The sequence below is a fragment of the Shewanella sp. WXL01 genome, from assembly GCF_012263345.1.
In the GTDB taxonomy this organism is placed as follows: Bacteria; Pseudomonadota; Gammaproteobacteria; order Enterobacterales; family Shewanellaceae; genus Shewanella; species Shewanella maritima.
The window spans coordinates 1-20913 of record NZ_JAAIKQ010000001.1 but is presented as its reverse complement, the minus strand read 5'-3'; the positions used below and the strand labels follow the sequence as shown (position 1 = coordinate 20913).

17 protein-coding genes are annotated in these 20913 nt (G+C 45.7%); 11 read left to right on the top strand and 6 right to left on the bottom strand.

What is annotated here, in order from left to right:
* Positions 1–8: 8 nt before the first annotated feature.
* The 4 genes from G3R49_RS00085 to G3R49_RS00070 all read left to right on the top strand — a co-directional run bounded on the left by G3R49_RS00085 (position 9) and on the right by G3R49_RS00070 (position 4632).
* Positions 9–833, top strand: coding sequence for a hypothetical protein (locus tag G3R49_RS00085; RefSeq protein WP_167868249.1), 825 nt, complete (start codon positions 9–11; stop codon positions 831–833).
* A 91-nt stretch (positions 834–924) separates the two neighbouring features.
* Positions 925–1593, top strand: a complete 669-nt coding sequence (locus tag G3R49_RS00080) for a DUF47 domain-containing protein (protein WP_130599455.1) — start codon at positions 925–927, stop codon at positions 1591–1593.
* An 11-nt stretch (positions 1594–1604) separates the two neighbouring features.
* Positions 1605–2648 carry an inorganic phosphate transporter gene (locus tag G3R49_RS00075; protein WP_167868248.1) on the top strand — a complete coding sequence of 348 codons (1044 nt, stop codon included), beginning with the start codon at positions 1605–1607 and terminating at the stop codon, positions 2646–2648.
* A gap of 49 nt (positions 2649–2697) precedes the next feature.
* A complete protein-coding gene (locus G3R49_RS00070; RefSeq protein ID WP_167868247.1) occupies positions 2698–4632 on the top strand; it encodes a methyl-accepting chemotaxis protein in 1935 nt (644 codons plus the stop codon).
* Between the two features lie 116 nt (positions 4633–4748).
* On the opposite strand, the gene G3R49_RS00065 is transcribed toward G3R49_RS00070, so the two are convergent.
* Complete coding sequence (locus G3R49_RS00065) at positions 4749–5300, bottom strand: DUF1569 domain-containing protein (protein WP_245335211.1); 552 nt, start codon at positions 5298–5300, stop codon at positions 4749–4751.
* A 355-nt stretch (positions 5301–5655) separates the two neighbouring features.
* Here G3R49_RS00065 and G3R49_RS00060 point away from each other — a divergent pair, with 355 nt between their 5' ends.
* A complete protein-coding gene (locus G3R49_RS00060; protein WP_167868246.1) occupies positions 5656–7596 on the top strand; it encodes a methyl-accepting chemotaxis protein in 1941 nt (646 codons plus the stop codon).
* A 70-nt stretch (positions 7597–7666) separates the two neighbouring features.
* On the opposite strand, the gene G3R49_RS00055 is transcribed toward G3R49_RS00060, so the two are convergent.
* A complete protein-coding gene (locus G3R49_RS00055; protein WP_167868245.1) occupies positions 7667–8533 on the bottom strand; it encodes a hypothetical protein in 867 nt (288 codons plus the stop codon).
* Positions 8534–8628: 95 nt separating this feature from the next.
* Complete coding sequence (locus tag G3R49_RS00050; RefSeq protein ID WP_167868244.1) at positions 8629–8928, bottom strand: helix-turn-helix transcriptional regulator; 300 nt, start codon at positions 8926–8928, stop codon at positions 8629–8631.
* 150 nt (positions 8929–9078) lie between these two features.
* On the opposite strand from G3R49_RS00050, the gene G3R49_RS00045 reads away from it, so the two are divergent.
* Positions 9079–9990 carry a permease gene (locus G3R49_RS00045; protein WP_167868243.1) on the top strand — a complete coding sequence of 304 codons (912 nt, stop codon included), beginning with the start codon at positions 9079–9081 and terminating at the stop codon, positions 9988–9990.
* 77 nt (positions 9991–10067) lie between these two features.
* Entirely contained in the window at positions 10068–10859 is a 792-nt protein-coding gene (locus G3R49_RS00040; protein ID WP_245335210.1) for a DUF4344 domain-containing metallopeptidase, read from the top strand.
* 458 nt (positions 10860–11317) lie between these two features.
* On the opposite strand, the gene G3R49_RS00035 is transcribed toward G3R49_RS00040, so the two are convergent.
* From G3R49_RS00035 to G3R49_RS00025, 3 genes are all read right to left on the bottom strand, one after another.
* Complete coding sequence (locus G3R49_RS00035; RefSeq protein WP_167868242.1) at positions 11318–13111, bottom strand: flotillin family protein; 1794 nt, start codon at positions 13109–13111, stop codon at positions 11318–11320.
* A gap of 87 nt (positions 13112–13198) precedes the next feature.
* Entirely contained in the window at positions 13199–13846 is a 648-nt protein-coding gene (locus tag G3R49_RS00030) for a YqiJ family protein (protein WP_130599475.1), read from the bottom strand.
* A gap of 207 nt (positions 13847–14053) precedes the next feature.
* A complete protein-coding gene (locus G3R49_RS00025) occupies positions 14054–15577 on the bottom strand; it encodes a DUF3612 domain-containing protein (protein ID WP_130599477.1) in 1524 nt (507 codons plus the stop codon).
* A 172-nt stretch (positions 15578–15749) separates the two neighbouring features.
* Here G3R49_RS00025 and G3R49_RS00020 point away from each other — a divergent pair, with 172 nt between their 5' ends.
* The 4 genes from G3R49_RS00020 to G3R49_RS00005 all read left to right on the top strand — a co-directional run bounded on the left by G3R49_RS00020 (position 15750) and on the right by G3R49_RS00005 (position 19912).
* On the top strand, positions 15750–16268 hold the full coding sequence (locus G3R49_RS00020; protein WP_167868241.1) for a malate synthase: 519 nt from the start codon (positions 15750–15752) through the stop codon (positions 16266–16268).
* Positions 16269–16509: 241 nt separating this feature from the next.
* Complete coding sequence (locus G3R49_RS00015) at positions 16510–16935, top strand: hypothetical protein (RefSeq protein WP_167868240.1); 426 nt, start codon at positions 16510–16512, stop codon at positions 16933–16935.
* Positions 16936–17334: 399 nt separating this feature from the next.
* Positions 17335–19440, top strand: coding sequence for a TonB-dependent siderophore receptor (locus G3R49_RS00010; RefSeq protein WP_167868239.1), 2106 nt, complete (start codon positions 17335–17337; stop codon positions 19438–19440).
* Complete coding sequence (locus G3R49_RS00005; RefSeq protein WP_130599485.1) at positions 19421–19912, top strand: thioredoxin fold domain-containing protein; 492 nt, start codon at positions 19421–19423, stop codon at positions 19910–19912. The genes G3R49_RS00010 and G3R49_RS00005 overlap by 20 nt, the downstream gene beginning before the upstream one ends.
* Positions 19913–20913 lie beyond the last annotated feature (1001 nt).

Here is a 20913-nt window from a genome sequence, read left to right as displayed (position 1 = left end):
AGGCACACATGAGAAACAATCTACTGTTAATTGGGTTGGTGAACCTCTGTTTGGGCGCCAATGCATACGCACTATCGCCAGATGCGTTTACCTCACTGGAGTACCACGTCAACACAGGTGTTGGTAAGACCTTACCTTATGCAACTGACACTATTACGCCAGAGTTTAAGAAAGCATTCGACTTTATAGACTTTGATAACGATGTGTCAGTCAAGCTGGTGACTTACCTAGACACACCTGATCGCGCTTTTAAAGCTAACGACATCAGCATCAGAGTGCGTGAGCATGTAACTAAGCCTCGCAAGAGCAAAATCACCGTAAAACTGCGTGCTGATAATCCTGAAGGCTTTGGGGATGTATCGAACTATCGCAAAGCAGAAATTGACTTCACTAACGATCAGGCTAAGTACAGTGTTAGCTACGATGTGCCGTACTCACCAGGTGAAATTGATGTTAAGAAAGTCGACTACGCCAAGGTTTTTGAAGTGATTAAAAAGAACAAGGCTGCCTGGGCATTGGTAAGCGACATTTACCAGAAAAATAAGCAAAGCCTTAAACAAACACTCGTCATGCGCACCCATGGCTGGGAGGGAGCATTAGACGATAAACGCTTTGACGACCTAGAAATTGACTTTCAAGTATGGACACCATACTACCGTCGCCCTCGCATCAGCTTTACTGAGTTTTCATTTAAAGGCAGTGCTAAAGACAAAGATCGCCTAGAGCAAGCCTATAAATACCTTTCAGATAAAGTAGAGCAAGTCGGCTTTGAGGCTGGTCACCAGGGTTCTAAAACAGGTTCAACCTTCAAAATGAGTAAAGCGTTCCAGTAAATCTGGTTCTCCCCCAGCAGGTAAGCTATCTACCGCTCCCATGATGGCTTACCTGCTCTTCCTCCCATCACAATAACTATAAGGAGATGCCATGTTTGGTTTTTCTCGGCTCAGCTCTTTGCTGTCTAAAAGCAGCTCTACAGAAACTAAAGTGTACCTATTTTTGGATCAGGTCACTTTATCCCACCATCAATTCACCCTGCTATGGAAAAGCTATTTAAAATACGGCGCAGACAGCGAACAATTCACTGATGCACTCGCCAAACTGCAAGCTATTGAACATCAAGCCGACAAGCTAAAACGCGAAATTGAACAAACCCTTTACCGCAAAACCTTAATTCCAGACTTACGATCAGATGTTGCCTCGCTAATTGAGCAGACCGACAGACTCATTAATCGCCAGGAAACCGTAGGCTTACACCTTAAAATTGAACGACCAGCCATTCCGTACGAATTACATGAAGATGTGCTGGCGCAAATTGCTACCATTGCTGACACCATAGACCACACCATACTTTGTGCCAAAAGCTACTTCACCGATCTTCAGCGCGTGCAAGAGTATCACCAAAAAGTCATCGCCTTTGAAACTGATGCTGATGAAGCCTGCACCCGGGTAAAAACCCACTTGTTTAATCTCGATATTCCGTTAATGCAAAAGGTACAGTTACGTTACTTTTTCGACCGCATTGACAGAGTAGCCAACCTAGCCGAAGACATCAGCGACCGCATATCTATCTTCACCCTTAAACGTGCACAGTAATGGGAGAAACTATGGATATTGCAATCTGGATTTTCCTCTCCAGCGGCCTGTTTCTCGGTTGGTCACTGGGCGCCAATGATGCTGCCAATGTATTTGGCACCGCAGTTGGTTCCAAAATGGTTAAATTCTCCACCGCAGCGCTTATTTGCTCAGTAATGGTCATTCTTGGCGCCGTGATTAGTGGCGCTGGTGCATCACACACCTTAGGCGCACTGGGTAAAGTCTCGGCCATTGGCGGTGCTTTTACCGTGGCGCTTTCAGCGGCAACCACTGTTTACCTGATGACCAAGGCTGGCCTACCTGTGTCGACCGGTCAGTCTATTGTTGGCGCGATCATAGGTTGGAACCTGTTCAGTGGCATGCCCACTGACTCGGCGGTACTGACTAAAATTCTCAGCACCTGGGTAATGTGCCCAATTCTCGCTGCCATTACTGCAGTGCTGTTATACATGGGCATCAACAAAGCGATTAAGCTGATTCGCCCAGGTATGTTCCAACTCGACAATTGGACGCGTATCGGTCTTATTCTCGCTGGTGCCTTTGGCTCTTACAGTTTAGGTGCCAACAACATTGCCAACGTAATGGGCGTGTTTGTCACCAGTACGCCACTTGACCCAATTGAGTTGTTCAACATTGAGTTTAGCGCCGCAATGCAGCTGTTCTTTATCGGCGCAGTTGCCATCAGCGTTGGGGTATTTACTTACTCTAAAAAAGTGATGATGACTGTGGGCGACAACCTCATTTCCATGACACCAGTTACCGCCTGGGTTGTGGTCATGGCGCACTCAATTGTGCTGTTTATCTTCTCGTCGCAATCCCTGTCTAACGCCTTTGTTGATATCGGCTTACCTGCCATTCCATTGGTGCCAGTGTCTAGCTCACAAGCGGTGATCGGCGCTGTCATCGGTATTGCACTGCTTAAGCGACTGCCAGTGCAGTGGAAAGTGTTGGGACGGGTATTAATGGGTTGGGTAATCACCCCTATTATGTCAGCGATTGCCTGTTTTATTGGTTTGTTTGTGGTGCAAAACCTGTTCAATCAGGTGGTGATATAAATCGCGTGCCACCCGCGCTTTGATTTGTTGTTAGCTAGAGGATGTTGCTATGAATTTGCGCTCTCGGTTCAATCTGTTTCTGCTGCCCAATGTGGCATTTGGTCTGCTTACTGTTGCTGCTTTTACCATCTATTTAAGCATCAATGCTATGCAGCAAAACGCCCTTGAACAGCTTGAAGCCAAGCAAGGGTTAATTGCCAAATCCATTGCTTACTGGGTCGACAGTAACCGGCAAATGCTGTCATCCCTCGCTAACAGCCCGGTTGTGACCGATGCGCTTACAACAAGTGCCAAACAAGCTCACGCATCGGCGCATTTTGCCAGTGTTGCCGATAGTTATGGCTATCGCAATATCGCCATCCTTAATCAAGATGGCACGGCTATCGCTGCGTCAAACCCAGCTCGAGTAGGCAAAGACTATGGTCACTTGTCTTATGTACAGCAGGCGCAGTCAACCAATGAGATCGTTATATCTTCACCACGTGCTAGTCGAGTTGATGGTACCTTGCTGATTAGCTTTGCCAAACAAATAAGGTCTGAAACGGGCAGCACTCGCGGCAGTATTTTCTTAAGCGTACCGCTGAATAACTTTTATCAGCAACACGTGGATGTCACTCAAGAATCACCTAATAGCTATGCATTTATCCTTACCCAAGATTGCCAACCGCTTGCTTATCGAGATATGCAAACTAAGTCGCAACCACACTTCGACAAGCTCTGTCGCCAAACGGGTGTGCAGCATAACTTTAGTGACAACGGCATTGAGTATTTGGCGATTAGCCATCGAGAGCCAACAACTGGCTGGTACATAATCACAGCAACCAAGCAACAGGTGCTAGATGATAGCTTTACCGCACTGAGCTCAAGCGCAGCTTTCATCGCGATATTAGCCATCATCATTATGGTTTTTGTTGTCATCAAACTCGTCGGCATTATCACCCAGGGGTTATCGACCATTACCGCTGCCGCAGATGATTTGGCAGACGGCGATATTGAATTACACCACCTCGACCAAAACAAATGGCGCATGCAGCTTAATCGCAAGGACGAGCTTGGGCATATGGCGAACGCCATGCAACGACTTATCGACAACCAGCAGCATCAAGTGCGCACGGCCCAGCGCATTGCCCATGGTGAGTTGATGCATCAGATTCGACATGCCAGTAAACATGATGTGTTAGGGCAAGCACTAACAAGCATGCAAGCCAGCCTTAAAACCTTGGTCAGCTCAGTTAAAACCACCAGCATGCAAGTATCTAGCGCCACTGAGTCACTAAACAATGACGGTCAACACCTTGCTGAGGGTGCAACCGAACAACTAGCATCAGTATCTTCAATCAGCGCAGCGCTACAAGAGATTGATAGCCAAATTCAGCTTACCGCGCAATCAGCGATGCAAATGAATCAACAGGGACAACAAACGCTAACCGCGGCAGAGGAAGGTAATGTCCATATCAGCCAGCTAACTGAGTCACTGCAAGCTATCAATGACTCAGGCGCACAGATCGCCGACATCATGAAAGAGATCACCAATATTGCCGAGCAAACTAACCTCATAGCGTTAAACGCGGCCATCGAGGCGGCGCGCGCAGGCGAGTTTGGTCGGGGTTTTTCAGTGGTGGCTGATGAGGTAAGAAACCTTGCATCACGCAGTGCTCAAGCGGCAAATAAGACATCTTCACTGGTGAATCATTCGCTTGAGAAAATGGCTGAGGGCAATCAAATTGCAGACCAAACTGCCACAGTATTTGCCAATATTGTTGAGCAGGTAACGACCTCGGCAGAGCAGCTTGATGCCATTGCCCAAGGCAGTCAGGAACAAGCGGGTGCCACAGCCGAATTGACCGAAGGCTTAGCGCAAATAGACTCAGTGGGGCAGCATGTGACCGCAATTGCCAATCAGGTTGCGCTGCAAAGTCAGGAGCTTGCCGAGCTAACGGAGCAACTGCAACACGCCAGCAGTCAGTTTAAAAGTAATGAGTAGTAATCACCGACGCCAAAGAGCCTGGCCACAAAGAGCTAGGCAGCGCCGGGCTAGCTGGTTTTTTACGGCTCAAGCGGGGCAAACCCAAGAGGCGAACCCAGAGCAGACTCAACAAGCTAGCCGTGATGAGCCACTTGCGTCAGATGATTGTAAAAGTGCATCACGTGCGCCTGCTCATACTGAGCTTTCGATAAATAACCGTAAGCAAAATGCGGCGTGAGCATGCCGCTAAAGCTATGAAACTGAGCAAGGGATGCTTTAAATCGCTGCGCAGCTGCAGCGACTGAGCCACCAGCAGCGAGCATTGGCGCGCCAGGAATAGGCTCGCTTAACCCGTGAGTCATGCGCCCCTTGGCAGCAAAGGCTGTAAACGCTAATGCACCAACACTGTGTTTGAATAAATCAGACTTATGCTCAGGAAACCCACTTAGTGAATATTCCACACTCTGAGCGCAGTGATTGAGCATTTGTGCCAAGTCCCACTCACCATTAACTGAAGCGTTGTTGTTGGCATAAGCAGCTAGTAGCTTATCTAGCTCAGCAAGCGCTGCAGCGATAGTTAACGGCTTGTCGTTGCCATCAATGGCAAACCAGCCTCCTGCCGACAGCATTACGCTACCAGCCGCTATGCCAATCACTAGATTACGGCGCTGATGATCTATCGCCATTTGCTCCAACTCCTCACTGCTCGTTTTTAGTCCGTTTATAACTACCGATCACAACTTCATATTGTTAGCCGCTACTTTGGCAGACCAAGTGTGGATAACCTTGGCTAGCCCGCCAAAACAACTACACCTTTTGCTGTACACCCTGTCCTTTTAGCTAATCATTTAGTACAAGTAGTCGCTAGACTTTTAGCTATACCAAGGGGTAATACTTTTGCCACAGCTGAATTAGCCACTAAGAGTGATTTTCAGCAAAACTAAGCCAACAAGCAACCATGGCTGTAAACATTTGTATCTTGTCACCTAAGTGTCACAAACAAGTCATATTCTCTCGGCAAATTTGCCACCGGTTGCCAAGATGAAGATATCCACATTAACTCGCATCGCCTCTGCACTTTTAATTGTCATTGCTATTGCAATGGCAGTGGTGATTTTTTGGAGTAACCAAGAACGTCAGGCGATTGAGCAGCAAAGCGATAAGCTGCAAGAACTGCAAAAGCGCTTTCTTGTGGATATTAAAGAAGAACTTCATGATTATCTCAACAGTGGCAACGCCGCACTGCTTGAACAAGCCAAGCAAGATCTGCAGCAAACCCAAAACGAGCTAGGTACATTTACTGGGCTGGATACCCAAACAACCTTGAGTGCTATTGAATCTTTCATTACTGCACTTGGCGGCGAATATCGCGCAGCGGGGAAATTAGCAGGCAACCCGAGGCAGTTGCTGTCTCACGCAGAGTCTGAAATGCTCGACTACAACTATCACCTTGCTAACTATAGTTTCAAAGGTCAGGCAACTAACCCTGATCTTGCTAACCAATACCTAAGTTTGGTTAACGATTTACCGCAGCTTGTTAATGAACTTTCACAGGTCACCACCGGCTATTTAATCAATAAAAATCAGCAGCTACAGCCAGTATTAGCAAGATTGATTGAGCAGCTTCAAGCATGGAATCAAAGGCTAACCGCCCTGCCGCTTATTGGGATTTATATCACCGAAGAAGTTGATGAGTTCGCTCTTGGCGATGATGAGCCTGAAACCATCGAGGTTGGTGAAGAGTATCGCTCAGAGTTACTGAGTTTAAGCTCGCGCTACAGTAAAGAAGTCGACAATACTCATCGCATGCTCAATGAAAATCAGCGTATTCAGCAAGCCTTGATCACCGACCTTGGACAAATCGAGTCTCAATTACTTGAGCTGGGCAATATGCAAAAGCGCAAGGCTCAGCAACTGAAAAGTACACTGACGATTGCCATCGTGGTTATGGTGTCTATTTTGATTGCCTTCTCACTCATCTATTTAGTACTGCAACAGCGCCGAGTAATCAAGCCGCTGAAACACTTAAACCATGCCTTCCACCAGCTGAGTGAAAGTAATAGCCGCGAGCCACTGAATATTACCCGTCGCTGTGAAACAGGGCAGATAGCCAACCACTTCAATCAAATGTTGCAGCGTTTTGAGCAAGAAGATGAACAGCAACGCCAACAGATCAGCGTGATCTCTCAGTCATTGTCGCAACTGGTAAATCGTATTACTGATATCTCCAGCAGCACAGCGCGCACTCAATCAGTGGTAGTCAATGCGCAACAGCAAACTGAGCAAATCCGCCAGCTGGCGACTGAGGTCAGCGAAACCTCAAATCAAGTAGAGCAAACCGCTGAAAAAACCAAATCACACATGCTGCAAAGTCAAAAAGAAGCCGAAGCCGTTTTGTCAGCAAGCGAGCAGTCACAACAAGCGGTTGAGCATTGTCATCAATCATTAGCCAGCTTAACGTCATCGGTGACCGATGTATCTCAAATTATTGATGTGATTGGCAACATCGCTGAGCAAACGAATCTACTGGCGCTCAATGCGGCAATTGAAGCAGCAAGAGCTGGCGAGCAAGGCCGTGGCTTTGCCGTGGTAGCTGATGAAGTACGTAATCTATCTCAACGCACCAAAACCTCCCTTGAAGAAGTCATGACGATTCTCAATAAACTCACCAAAGCCAATGCAGATTTAACCACGCGTGTTGAGGGCATTGAGCAGACGACCTTGAGCCAGAAAGAGCGTGCCCATAAACTATGGCAGGTCGCTCAAAGCGTGCAGCAGCAAGCCTCAGAAATGGCAGTAACCGCCAAACAAGGCGCGCACAGCTCGCAGTCGCAAGTCGTGCACCTTGATGAGTTTGTTAGCGCGATGGATAGCTTAAAAGATCATGCTCAAGCGGCAACCGCACAAACAAATTTAATTGCGGGTGAGGTGTCGCAGTCGGTCGAAGATATTGAAGTTAGCTTAGGCATCAAATCTGCCTAAGCGAGTTTCCGTAGAGGGGCGATATATTCGCGCTAGTTACCCATCTGTTTGCTGGCGCTATTTCCTTAATCTATTTACTAGCGCGCCTTGCATCAAACTGAGCTTTGGCCAGCTGGTTATATTGCTCAAGCAAGCTTAAATCAGACTCAGTTGTCGCAAGCTTTGCTAAGTCCATTTTGAGCTTACCCTGGCTATCAAACTGACTAGCATAAGTGCCCATGCCAATCATATCCACTTGCCAATTTGTAATCCGCCCTATCATATAGTTGCCAAACAAGAAGGCTTCATACTCATTTGATAAGGTTAAAAAGTCACTAAAGCCCATGCCTTTAATTTGCTTTTGCGCGGTAAATGACGCCTTGTAGCTGCGGCTGAACACTGGGTTAGCTTGCGTCTGATTTGGACGCATTGCTAGCTGTAATTGATAAGCGTGGCGGGTTTCGTGTAGCAAGAACGCTAGCGCGGCATATTGCGGCTGCGAGGCGAGTTTATCTGGGTTGAGATAAACCGTGCCGTTGTCTCTATCAGTCAGTTTAAAGTCAAAATACACCATCTTGCCTGGATAGCTATGGTTATCAATCACCAGTTTAGGCGGTTTAATGCCAAAGCTTGCCACTTCAAGTTCGAAGATTTGCCTCAACAAGGGGATTTGCTGCTCAAGGCTCAATGTATCCCAGTTTTGCAGCGCGGTTGATACCACTTTATCTTGCGCCATCAGGGCTAACAGCTTATCGGCATCAGCAATAGTTTTAGTTTGCGTGAGCGCTAAAAACTGCTGATTTGGCTGCTGCAGTACAAACGCTTGCGGCGCTTGCTGCTGAATCGACGGATTAGCATAGAACTTGTCGTTGGCATTGGCCGTTAGCGACAGGCTCGCACACACAGGCAGTGCAAGTGCGAACGCTATCTTAGTGAAGCCTTTTTTAGGTGAGATCATTTTATTACCCCTTGCTGCTCTTATTTATCATTGGCAGCTTCATCTCTCGGTTTTAATCAGTGGTGTTTAAATAGTGGTTTATTAATGGCGGTGTATTAGTCAGCGTTGCATTCATCAACGCAGCACTCGTCTACAAGAAAACCAATCACTTGCTGTAATTGCTCATATTGCGCGGTGCAAAATAAGGTTCGCCCTTCACGGCGCTGCTTAAGTAAGCCTGCTGAGACCAATCCCGTAATATGGTGAGATAACGTAGAGCCAGGAATATCGAGCTTTTGCTGTAACCCACCTACAGGAACCCCTTGATGCCCAGCTCTAACAATTGATTTGTAGATCATCAATCTTGTTGGATGCCCCAATTCTTTCAATGCCTTAGCAACTGCTTCAAGTTCCATAGCTATACCTTGATAAAAAATATATTTCGATATTACCAGAAATAACTTGACGCGTATAGTCAGCCTGCCTAAAATCTCCGCAACAATTAATTCGACAAAACTAGAAATATAGTTTTTAGTGAATCAACCAGTTCACTCTGTGAGGCAGTTATGAATACAGAAATGCTCATGAACACACTCAACATGTTTGCCTTTTTAACCGTTGAGCTAACCTTGCTATTTTTGGCAATTAGCTATCTGGTGGGCGTACTGCAAATGTATATTCCACCAGCAAAAATCCAGTCGATACTTAGCGCCAAGAATGGCAAAGGCTATGTGGTTGCCGCACTGCTAGGTGCTATCACGCCATTTTGCTCATGCTCAACCATTCCATTTCTAAAAGGGTTACTTAGAGCGCAAGCAGGCTTTGGCACCATGATGGTGTTTTTGTTCTCTAGCCCGTTACTCAACCCAATTATTATTGGCCTATTTGCGGTCACTTTTGGGCTTAAAGTTACTGTGTTTTATTTTGTATTTGCTATGGGAATTTCGGTCATTGCCGGTTACCTGCTAGAGAAGCTTGGTTTTGAAAAATACGTCAAACCTGAGGCTTATATCGCGCCAGAAACTAAGTCGTGTGGCAGCAGTTGTGGCGGCAAGGCTAAACCTGTTAGTAAGTGGCTAACAATTTGGAACAGTACCTGGAGCGACTTTAAAAAAGTCCTACCTTACTTAATGGCAGGTATTGCAATTGGCTCATTAATTTATGGATTTATGCCAACAGAGTTTGTGGCAAGTGTTGCCAGTGATGATAATCCTTGGGCAATTCCGGTATCAGCGGTAATTGGTATTCCTTTGTATATTCGCGCTGAAGCAGTTATCCCATTAAGTGCCGCCTTGGTTGCTAAAGGCATGGGGCTAGGTGCGGTAATGGCATTGATTATTGGTAGTGCTGGTGCCAGTTTAACTGAGGTCGTGCTACTGAAATCTATCTTCAAAAACCCGATGGTAATCACCTTTGTCGCGGTTATCTTAACCATGGCAATAGTGACTGGTTTTGCTTATCAAATGCTGTTTGTATAACGCTTTCCACTTAAAATAGCGATTGCTGATTAGACCCGGTATCCTTTATAAGGTCTGCGAATTAACTAAGGACTGTTATGAAATCAGCAACCGCTTTAGTCTCTAGAGTCGCTAAGTTGGCACTCGCAAGTAGCATTATGACGTTTTGCGCTCAGGCGAATGCCGAATCGTTCAACCTTGAATACCTAGCGCCGCAATCTAGCGCCGATAAACAGGCACAACAAGCCTTGCAATCAGCCAATGGGCTTGGCGCCATTAGTGATTTCATTAATCAAACATTTGATTTCGACCAACCGATAAACCTAGTGGTTGGCACTGAAGATGGCCCTTACTACGACAGCAGCGACGCGACTATCGCCTTCCCTTACTGGTTTTATACCGAGGTTAAACAGCGCTTTACCAAAGCCAACTATGGCGAGACAGGTGTATCTGTCGCTGATGCGAGCCTTGATGCCATGGTGCACACCACTTTTCACGAGCTTGCCCATGCGGTTATCGATATTCATCAACTACCGGTTGTGGGTAAAGAAGAAGATGCAGCAGATGGCTTGGCATCGGTACTCATGATTGAGTTTTTTGACAATGGCGCTGATATGGCAATCTCGGCTGCTGACTTATTTGACCTGGAATCAGAAGACAGAGAAGTGTTAGAAGATGCGGATTTTTGGGACGAGCACAGCCTCAACGAGCAGCGCTATTTCAGCACCCTTTGTCATGTGTACGGCAGCAACCCTGATGCTTATCAAGATATGATTAAGCAGCAAATTTTTACCGCTGAGCGCGGCGAGTTGTGTATTGAGGAATACCAAATACTGGCTGGTAGTTGGTATGAGCTATTATCACCTATGATGAAGCAGACAGACGAGTGATTAGCTTACTCTCCACAAATAAATTATCACCTTAAGAGTAAATTACCACGTTCTGAAGAAGGTGGCTGTGTGAGATCCCTAGAAGGGAGCCTAGCCTTACCGGTTGAAACTATATACTAGAGTTGTAATGACATTTAAAGCCGTTGAAAACATGGATGTTTTCGTCGAGCATTTTTGTGAGACAAAGAGGGGGAAGTGTTCACGACGTGCTTTAAATGTCATTGCGACGTGAGAAACAATCAAAGCTGCCGTGTATGGAAAACACTAGAATTTACTGGCAAAGCCAAATCGAATGATAACCACCTACTGAAGTATATGGTTTAGGGCTAAAAACAAAAACGGCGCAACCCTAGTGACTGTCTCTAGGTGCGCCGTTTTACGTTTTAACTTTGGTTTTTGGGGTGTGAGTTTCATAGCCGCTGTTATAGCAAGAGCCATAACAGCAGCGTCAAGTCACCTTAGTCTTTATCTAACGCCTGACCATTAGTCTGTGTGCTCTGCGGTTTTAGCAATGTTGGGTCGATATTCGCCTGCTGCACCGCTTCACGCGCTTTGCCGGTTAAGAAGTTATCGCCGGTTAGCATATCAGTAAGCGTACCGGTTTTATCATTCACCATACCTAGCTCTTGCAGCATGGCATCCACTACAGGTGCATTAGCGCGATAGTTTAGCGCTGCTGAAGTAATTTGCTCGGCAATGCCACCTGAGCCTGTCGCCATCACACTATCTGCGCCGTTACCCGCAGCGCCGACGCCACCTTGATAGCCTTGAAGAATTTTAATGCCTTCAATGTTTTCAAGCGGCTTAACAGCATTGGCCACCACTTCTGGTAGCGCTTTAAGAATAGCCAGTGCTTTTTGCAGCTCAATTTGCTCATCTTTTAGGGTGTTTTCGGCTTCATACAAGGCTTGCTTACCCGCAGCTTCAACGGCAAACACTTTCTCGTCTGCTTCTGCCTGTAGGATCTTGGCATCTGAATCCGCTTTAGCTTCGGTAAGAATAGCCGCAGCTTTATCTTCCGCCGCTTGCTTGTCTGCTTGAGCTTGCACCGTAATACCAACAGCTTCACGCTCAGCTTCTTTCTTCGCGTCAATCACCTCAATCTCTTTACGACGATTCGCTTCAGCAACTTGCTTAGCAGTAATTACCGCCTCTTCTTTCTCAACCTTGCCTTTTTCAGCGTCAGCCGCTTTAGCACGTGCTGCCGATTCTTCTTCAGACTTTTCTGCAACCGCAATTTGCTTATCTTGCTCAGCAACTTCAATATCACGCTGCTGCTGAATACGTGCTTGTTCTAGGTCTTTACGCTTAGCAATTTCACGGGTTTCAATGTCACGAGCCTTAGCAATCTCTGCCGCTTCAACCGCTTGTTCACGAGCAATTTGTGCTTCACGCTCTTCACGCTCGCGCGCTTCACGGGTTTTTGCAATTTCCGCTTTTTGCTCAGCACGCTTAAACTCAAGCACTTGCTCTTGCTCTAGGCGAGCCTGCTCTTCTTCTTTTTGGATCTCTAACGACTGACGCTCAGCTTCAAGGTTACGACGCTCAATCTTCACTCGGTTGTCTTGCTCAATGTCGTTGGTCTCTTTACGCTTTTCTTCAATAATCTTGGCTAAGCGAGCACGACCTTCAGCATCGAATGCGTTGTTTTCATTAAAGAACTGCAAGTCAGTTTGGTCGAACCCAGTGAGCGATACCGATTCTAGCTCAAGACCGTTTTTCTCTAGGTCATTGGCGACGTTTTGCTGTACTTTCTGAACAAAATCAGCACGCTGCTCATGCATCTCAGTCATGCTCATTTCTGCTGCTACGGCGCGCAGTACGTCAACAAACTTAGATTCCATGAGTTTTTTCAGCTCTTCAACACGCATGGTACGTGTACCCAGAGTTTGCGCAGCCATCGAAATCCCTTCCTGACTTGGGGCAACCCTTAGGTAGAAATCAGCTTTTACGTCGACACGCATGCGGTCTTTGGTGATCAGCGCATCTTTTTGGGTTTTCTCTACCTCAATACGCAGGGTATTCATGTTCACCGGAATGGTCTCATGCAGCACAGGCAGACAAATGGCGCCGCCATCTTTCACCACCTTTTCGCCACCTAAACCGGTACGAACAAAGGCAATTTCTTTAGTAGCGCGAATATAAAGTTTGGCAAAAATGAGGCCAATAGTAATAAAGGCGATAAGTGCAACACCGGATACCAATAAGATAAACATGGTATTGGAAGTGTTAGTAAGCTCTAAGGATTCCATATTTAATTCCTTTTAAAACAACGCGTATGGAGTGCGTTTAGTAAGCGCTTTGACCCAACAGAGCCAAAACTGATTGAGAAAATTAACTTAAAACTGTTGCTCGAACTTGGCGCCAACCCAAAAGCTATTTTGCTTGCGTAGTAGCACCACTTGCTCATGCTGATTGAAGCTTTCGGTATCGGTTTCAGGGGCAACCATCACATAGTGTTTCTGGTTGAATTGATCGACAAGCACAGCTTCTGCAGGGTGGTTAAACCTAGCTGTACCTAAGGTTATTTTGGCAACCTGGCCACTAAATGAATCCTTGCTGACCGCCATAGATTCATTTTTAGGTAGCACCTTGGCAAGGCCGCGACCAACAAAGCTTGTGGTAAATAACGCCAGGGCTAAAGCGGCGATACCAGCGATAAATGAAGTTAACACCTGCCCAGAGACTTGATATGTCACATAGTTCACGGCATAACCAAGCAAGGCAAAGCTGGTAAGAAACAGCACTATCCAAATAAGCAGTGGCAGACGGTTAAGGCACAGCCAACCGAGGATTGGCGTTACGCCGGTATTGGCGACCTCAAGGTCAACGTCGACATCAAGATCAATGGGAGAAAGATGGTCGAGTAAGTTGGATATACTAAACCCGATGACCATACCAACACCCTCCAGCAGCGCCAGCATTAATACAATACTTAATGCGATGGCGAATGGGGTATTAGCATTGAGTAACAAAAACTCTAGCATTGCTGTATTCCTTTACAGTCTTGAGCCACAAATGATTGGCGCTATTTGATAGCATTTTTATGGCATGGGTAACAATAAAACCCAATTTAACAGATGCTTTCTTGCTATTAAACAGATATTTAGCAATTTACACTAGGAAGTAGAGCTAGGTCATAGCCAAGCTAGTACTAGGTATTATTGCTACATCTTCTGCTTGGAAACTAGAGCCTAACTGCCCTCGCATTGAGATTTTCCAGCTGAATAACAACTTGGCTGACGTGGACACACAGCGCCGCGCGAGCAAATCAACCTTGCATCATTATCGATGCCGCGCTCTACCCAGTTGATATTAAGGATCTTGGCAACGCTGGTTAGGTCTTGCTTAATAGCTTTTGGAATATCCACTGAGCCACCGCCGTCAACACAAGCCTGCTTAAGGTCGTTTGCAATCCCTAGCGCATCTTTACCTTGAGCCTCAATCGCCGGGTTTAAATCGATACCTGCGCACAGCACATGTGGATTACCAGCAGAGTCATCTACCTTAATTGACTCACAACAATAAATTCTTGGCTCATCACCCACGTTTAAGATTGAGATTTGCGCCGAGGTTCCTTCAAGTGGCTCATTTATCACCCTAAACACCGCCCAATGCTGACAAGGGTCTTCCACCATACGCATATTGCCCCAAGGCAGCGGAATACCATTACCACGATAAACCGCTTTTAACTTGCCCGGCGCATAGGCATCAAAGTAATGCCAATGAGGATAAGGTGACACTACAGTCATGCGGCGCATAGCGACCGATGCCGAAACCTGCAGTTGTTTGTGTACATCAATCTCATAGCCATGACGATCAAGTAATTGCCTAAATGGCACTTTAGGGCACAGTAAAGCGCCGGCAAAAAAACTCGACTCAAAGTCACGCCATGCGTGGAGAATATCCTGAGCGTTAAGGGTATTTGACTGCATGATATCGTCGGTAGGTTCACGACTACCCGACAACATGACACTCTTTAAACCATCCTTGTTATGCAATACACAATGGCCAATATGTACAGCAAGATCATACTTGAGTCGGTGCACGCGCTTTTTCAGCAACTTGTTGATGAAAATCGTACTCGGCGGCTCAAAAAATGAAGTGGTAATTTGCTGTGAAGTTTGACCGTTACTGTCAATGATTTCTCGCGGCGTATCATCAATCCATTTGATTTTCAGCCCCATACTCTTGGCAATTGCCAACATGTCATCGGCAGATAAAGGCATTTGCTTTTTACCTATTTCTTCAGCTGCTCGCTCTAGGTCTGGAAAGTGATTTTGATGATGTTCTTGATGGGCGCGGATAAGCAAATGAGCAAACTGACGCCCAGAAGTGCCGGTTTGCGACAGCATCTCAGGAATGGCGATTTGGAGAATATCATTAGAGAATAAAAAGCTTGGCTCAAGCGGCATGCCACTGATCCCGCCGCGACTGCCCTTATCAGGTGTAATCGCCTGCTCTTCAGGTACGTCATCTAAAAACCAGTCAACATCTTTTTGAAAAACCGCAGCAATCACCGCCAACATTGCGGCACTAGGTACACGTTTTCCGCGCTCGATCATCGATAAATATGACACGCTAGGCGCGTTACTTGAATCCACTCTTATACAACGAGCAGACAAGTCTTCCATAGTTAAGTTGTTGCGTTTTCTTAGGTTTCTTATCTTTGTCCCTAAGAAATGGCTTTGACGTATTAAGCTTTTTTCACTGCGCATTTTGTAAAATTCACACTGTAAAATTTTTATTGTGAAATTGTAGTGAAAAATACACTAGACTACAAATTAACCAATCGAGATAAATTCACATTTGGTTTATTAGCATCAATAAGTCTTCGCTCAGTCACTCATTAAGTGGCAAAACGTAGCAAGAATAGAAGAGGATAAGGTTATGAATATGTCGACACCACAACACACCACAGCCGCTCACAACCTTAGCAACTTCATTGAAGAGCAGATTGTAGCTTGCACTAATCAGCCAACTCGCACCGCAAAGGCTAAGCAGTTTCTGGATGAGCAATTTCCACTGACAAAAGGCTCACATGCCGATGTTTGTAGCTATGTTGTGTACTACACACACCTACTCGCCTTTATGAAGGATGGCACTCAATGTGGTTTACAAAACCCCTGTCAGTTTGTTGCCCTAAGCGGTCACAAAGAGTCGCCAACTAGCTTAGTGTTTAAGCACAACGACACGCATGTTGAAATTTGCTTTGACCGCAACGGACTCATTGGCGCTAATGACCAAGCACACATTGATGACATCCAGGTTACTTTGCCGATTAAGAACTTACCTACACCGTTCAAGCAATGGGTAAGTATGCTGCACACCCAAAGTCAGCCAACCAAAGGCAACTGCAAGCTGTTCACCGCCAAAGACGGCAGCGACTACCGCATTAACCAGTCATAGCCTACCGGGTTAATCAGCACAACTTAAAATAAGGCCAGCCGACTAAGGCTGGTCTTATTGATCCTTCCTACCTTTATGCTAGCGCTCACCTACAAACTATTTTTTACCAATCTTTGCCATTACTAATGGCTATTCCAACTACTACTAGCAATTAAAGAGATGTTTAGTAATCGCCATATTCATAAGCTATTGCCGTTAAATCGGGTGACAGTAACCGAGCTTTTAAGAATGGGAGATTCAAATGAAAAAACTAACTGCAGTAGCATTAATGGCATCAGCACTTTCAGGTTGTTCTGTTTACAACACCATCAAAGAAGTAGGCCAGCTCGTGGATTACGATATGGTTTCTAACGAAACACACTTCATCACAGCTGAAGGTCACCCATTTCAGATTGCGAAGCATCGCAAAGAAGAAGTTGCAAAAATCTTAGTATGTTCAGGCGCTTCCGGAGTTTTCTACAAAGAAGCTGAACCAGATTTACGTCAAGCAGCTAATGAGTGGTTAGCACAAAAGCAGCCGGGTAAAGCTGCCGGTGAGTCTAACGACCGCTCTGGTACTTGGGATTCAAAAGCATGTTTCGAGTTCGACGTTATTGATCCACAACCAATTGGTGCTTACCTTGACGAGAAAACCGGTGAAGTCGTTGTTGTTGGCGAGAGCCACTAATTTTTCTAACTAACTCACTTAGTGATATAGCAAAATATGACCAAATCACTGAGCGATTGATGCTCACCGCTTAAAAGTCATTGGCGAATGCTGATGACTTTTAGTAAAAGCCAAATAAAACATACAGCTACCTAAAGAGTTAAACTTTCACTCCTGCGCACTAGTCACTCGCCACATCACGACGCCTGCTGAGTAAGGCAAGACTTTCCGTGATCAACAACACAAATCAGTAACACTTCCTTAAATTAACCTTAATTTTGTGCGTCAACTCGCAATATTGTTAATAATAATAATTATCATTTGTAATTTTAACGACATAACATTTAACATACGCGTCATTATAAAAACAAAATAATCGCTCAAACTGTTTTTAATGCATAAAAGGGAAATTTGACTCCTATGATGAAGTACTCACTTTTAGCAGCTGCTGTAGTCAGCGCGCTATCATTTTCAGTACAAGCTACTGATGATATTGAAGTTATTGAGGTAAAAGGCGTTCGTCAGAAACTGCAACAAGATGGCCGCTTGAAAGACGTGATCCAAAAGACTGAAGTGCTTGATGAGATCATGATCGAAAACAAAAACGCACTAAGCTTGACTGATGCAATCAACAATGAGCCTGGTGTAAACGTCTCAAACGAATGCTCTATGTGTGGTGTTAAGCGCGTGATGCTTAACGGTATGAAGGGCGAGCACACAACAATTTTGGTCGACGGCTTACCAACACACACTCTTATCTCAGGTTTCTACGCTGTTGATGCTATCTCAACAACGGGCGTCGATCGCATCGAAATTGCTCGCGGCGCGGGTGCATCTCTTATCGCTCCAGAAGCCATTGGCGGCACAGTCAACATTGTTACCAAAGAAGCTTATGAGAACCAGGTAGCTGTTGACGTAGCAAAAGGCTCCCACGACTTCACCGCTTTCAAAGGTATGGCGACAGGTATCTCTGAAGATGGACGCACTGGTATCACCTTAATCGGTCAATATGATAAGCAAGACCAAGAAGATCACGACGACAATGGCGTGAGTGAAGCACCGCTGCAGGAAAACCAAACCCTAAGCGCGCTTATTAGCCACGACTTAAACGACTACAACAACATTCACGTGCGTGTCGCTAAAGTACGCAGTGAAGTATTCGGTGGTCCAGTAATTGGCGATACAGTTGGTTCAATTCAAGAAGCACTAGGCAGCTATGATGGTATTGAATCAGATCAACTCTTTGTCGATGACGATGTGCGCAACCGCTACATTGGTAAGCCATGGGAAACCACTGAGTGGATTCAGACTAACCGTGACGAAGCCTACGTAAAATGGCTAAGCGAGTGGAACGACTCTACCACTTCAGAACTTGCCGTTAGCTACGCAAACCACAAACAAGACTCTTTCTACGAAGGTATAGACTACCGCGCAGAAGATGAAATGTTGTACTTGCGTGCTAAATTCGACACCGAGCTAAATGATCAGCATTTCTTAAGCTATGGTGCTGATATGCGCACCGAAGAAATGCGCTCAGACACAAAAGCACTGCAAGATGTACCTGACTATGTAAGCGACTCGTTTGATTACGATGTAAAAGGTATCTTCATTCAGGATACATGGACACCGACTGACAGTATCGAAATTGCCATGGCTGTGCGTATTGACCAAGTAACAGCTGACTTTATTGACCCGAAAAAGCCTGGTGTTGAGATTGACGAAACATTCGTTGCACCACGTGTTGATATGCGTTATTTCCACAATGATGAGTTCACATCGCGCTTCTCTGCAGGCCGAGGCTACCGTGCGCCATTATCTTTCTTTGAAACTGACCACGGCATTCTGGATTCAGAAAAAGGTTACTTAATCGATGTAGACTCTTTAGAAGACTCGCTATCGGTTAACTACGCACTGAGCTATGAAGGCGACAAGTTAACCAGCACTTTCTCCGCCGCTCACTCTAATGTTAAGAACCTAGCATCACTGCAAGAAACGGATGCTGGTGTACCTATCTTAACTCAGCTTGATGAAGATGCATCTGTAACAACTATCGACATCGTTGCCGGTTACAGCATTAACGACAACCTGACTATTAATGGTAGCGCTGAGTACTTCGACTACAACGACGTGTTCCGTTCTTCATACGCGATTGCGCCAGTTGAAACACGCGCAAACTTTGAAATTGAATGGAAGAATGACGATTTCACGGTATTCTGGAACACCACCTGGTTTGGTAGCCGTGACCTACGTGACTATGGTTACGAAGGCTACAACATCAAAGGTGACCCAACTTCACTTAAGAGCCAGGACGCACCATCATTCACCGTCTCTAACGTTAAAGTGCAATACAACTTAACTAATGAGATCAAAATTTACGGTGGCTTATCTAACATCTTCAACTACACCCAAATCGAAGAAGGTGAATCACCGTTATTCTATGATGCAGATGGCGGCTACGACGTAGCATACATCTGGGGCCCATTACACGGACGCGAGTTCTACTTAGGTGTTGAAGCTAAGCTTTAATGGCCTGTTATTACTAGCCGCACTTGCGGCTAGCAATACTTGGGCACAATCTCTCTCTGTCACGCAGATTGAACTCAAAGATCTGCGCGGCAGCTCCTCAGCTGTATCGTATGACAACAGCAAACCCACTGTACTTATGTTTTTCCAACCCGATTGCCGCTGGTGCAAAAAACAAGGCAAGGTTATGGCGAAACTACTGGAGCAGTGTGGCAATAAAATTCACTTCAATCTTGTTGGCGATAAAGGCTCAAGAACTAAGCTCAAGCGCGAACTAAGGCACTTTGCTGACGCCTTACCTGCACAGCAAAATAGTAAGTTATTTGCTCGCAAAAGTGGTGGGGTCATCGGCTACCCAACGACACTAGTGCTCGACACCAATGGCGAAGTGCTCGCTAAGAAACGCGGCGCAATTGAAGAGGCAAAGTTAATAAAGCTAGCCAGCCAACTCAGCGATGGCGAATGTGAGCTTTAGTCAAACTAGAGCTTACTTTCTTACAACTTAGATATTTATAGATATAGCTAAGCACGTGGCATATCTGTATCTACAGGTTGCCCTCACCGATCAACATCCAAAACACAAATCCAGACAAAGTTATTAGTGTGGGTCAGAACTACATAACTAATACCTTAAACCTCTGCCATAGACTGTATTAAATGAAAATTGACAAATAAACAGGTATCAACCAACCAAAGATAGGCATTGCCCCCCGCATTAGGTAAGGATGCTACAAAACCTTAATGGCATTGATATGGAAAAATGGCAGATTTACATCGGCCAAACGCAAAAAATCCATTTAAAATAGGTGGCATCTTCATTACTCACTATTCGAGAAGTTAGGCATCTGGAAATAGCTAGCTTCGAATAAATTCTCCGCCTTCAACATCACCATAAAGCTTTGCCCGGTAAACGGGGCTCTCACATGAGGGCGTAAAATGCACGCTTTGAAAGCAATGCTTTCAGGGTCTTTGAAGCGCGAGCAAGCAGCGACCGCCAAGGATGGCAGAAATGTCGATTATGCAGAATGTAATCATCGACGGACATTAATGTAGGCATTCATGCCTACATTAAGTAAATAAGTCACCTAACCTCAATAACATTGGTATGGGGGAAGGCAGCATAATTTACATTGCCCCAAGCGCTAAAAGCGCCTGGAAATGGCCAGATTCAAATAAATTCTCTGCGTTCACATCACCATAAAACTTTGCCCAGTAAACGGGGCTCTCACATGGGGGTTAATCAAGCCAGCTTTGAAAGCGAAGCTTTCAGGGCTTTATTAACGCGAAGAGCGTGCTCGTAGCTGGGAGCCAGGCTTAGCCTCGGGTAACATCGAGAGCAGTCATCGCGAAGCGTATATACGAAAAAAGCCCCAACACTTAGTGCTGGGGCTATTTCGTATATTAGGCGTCTGGAAATGACCTACTCTCACATGGGGAAACCCCACACTACCATCGGCGCGATTGCGTTTCACTGCT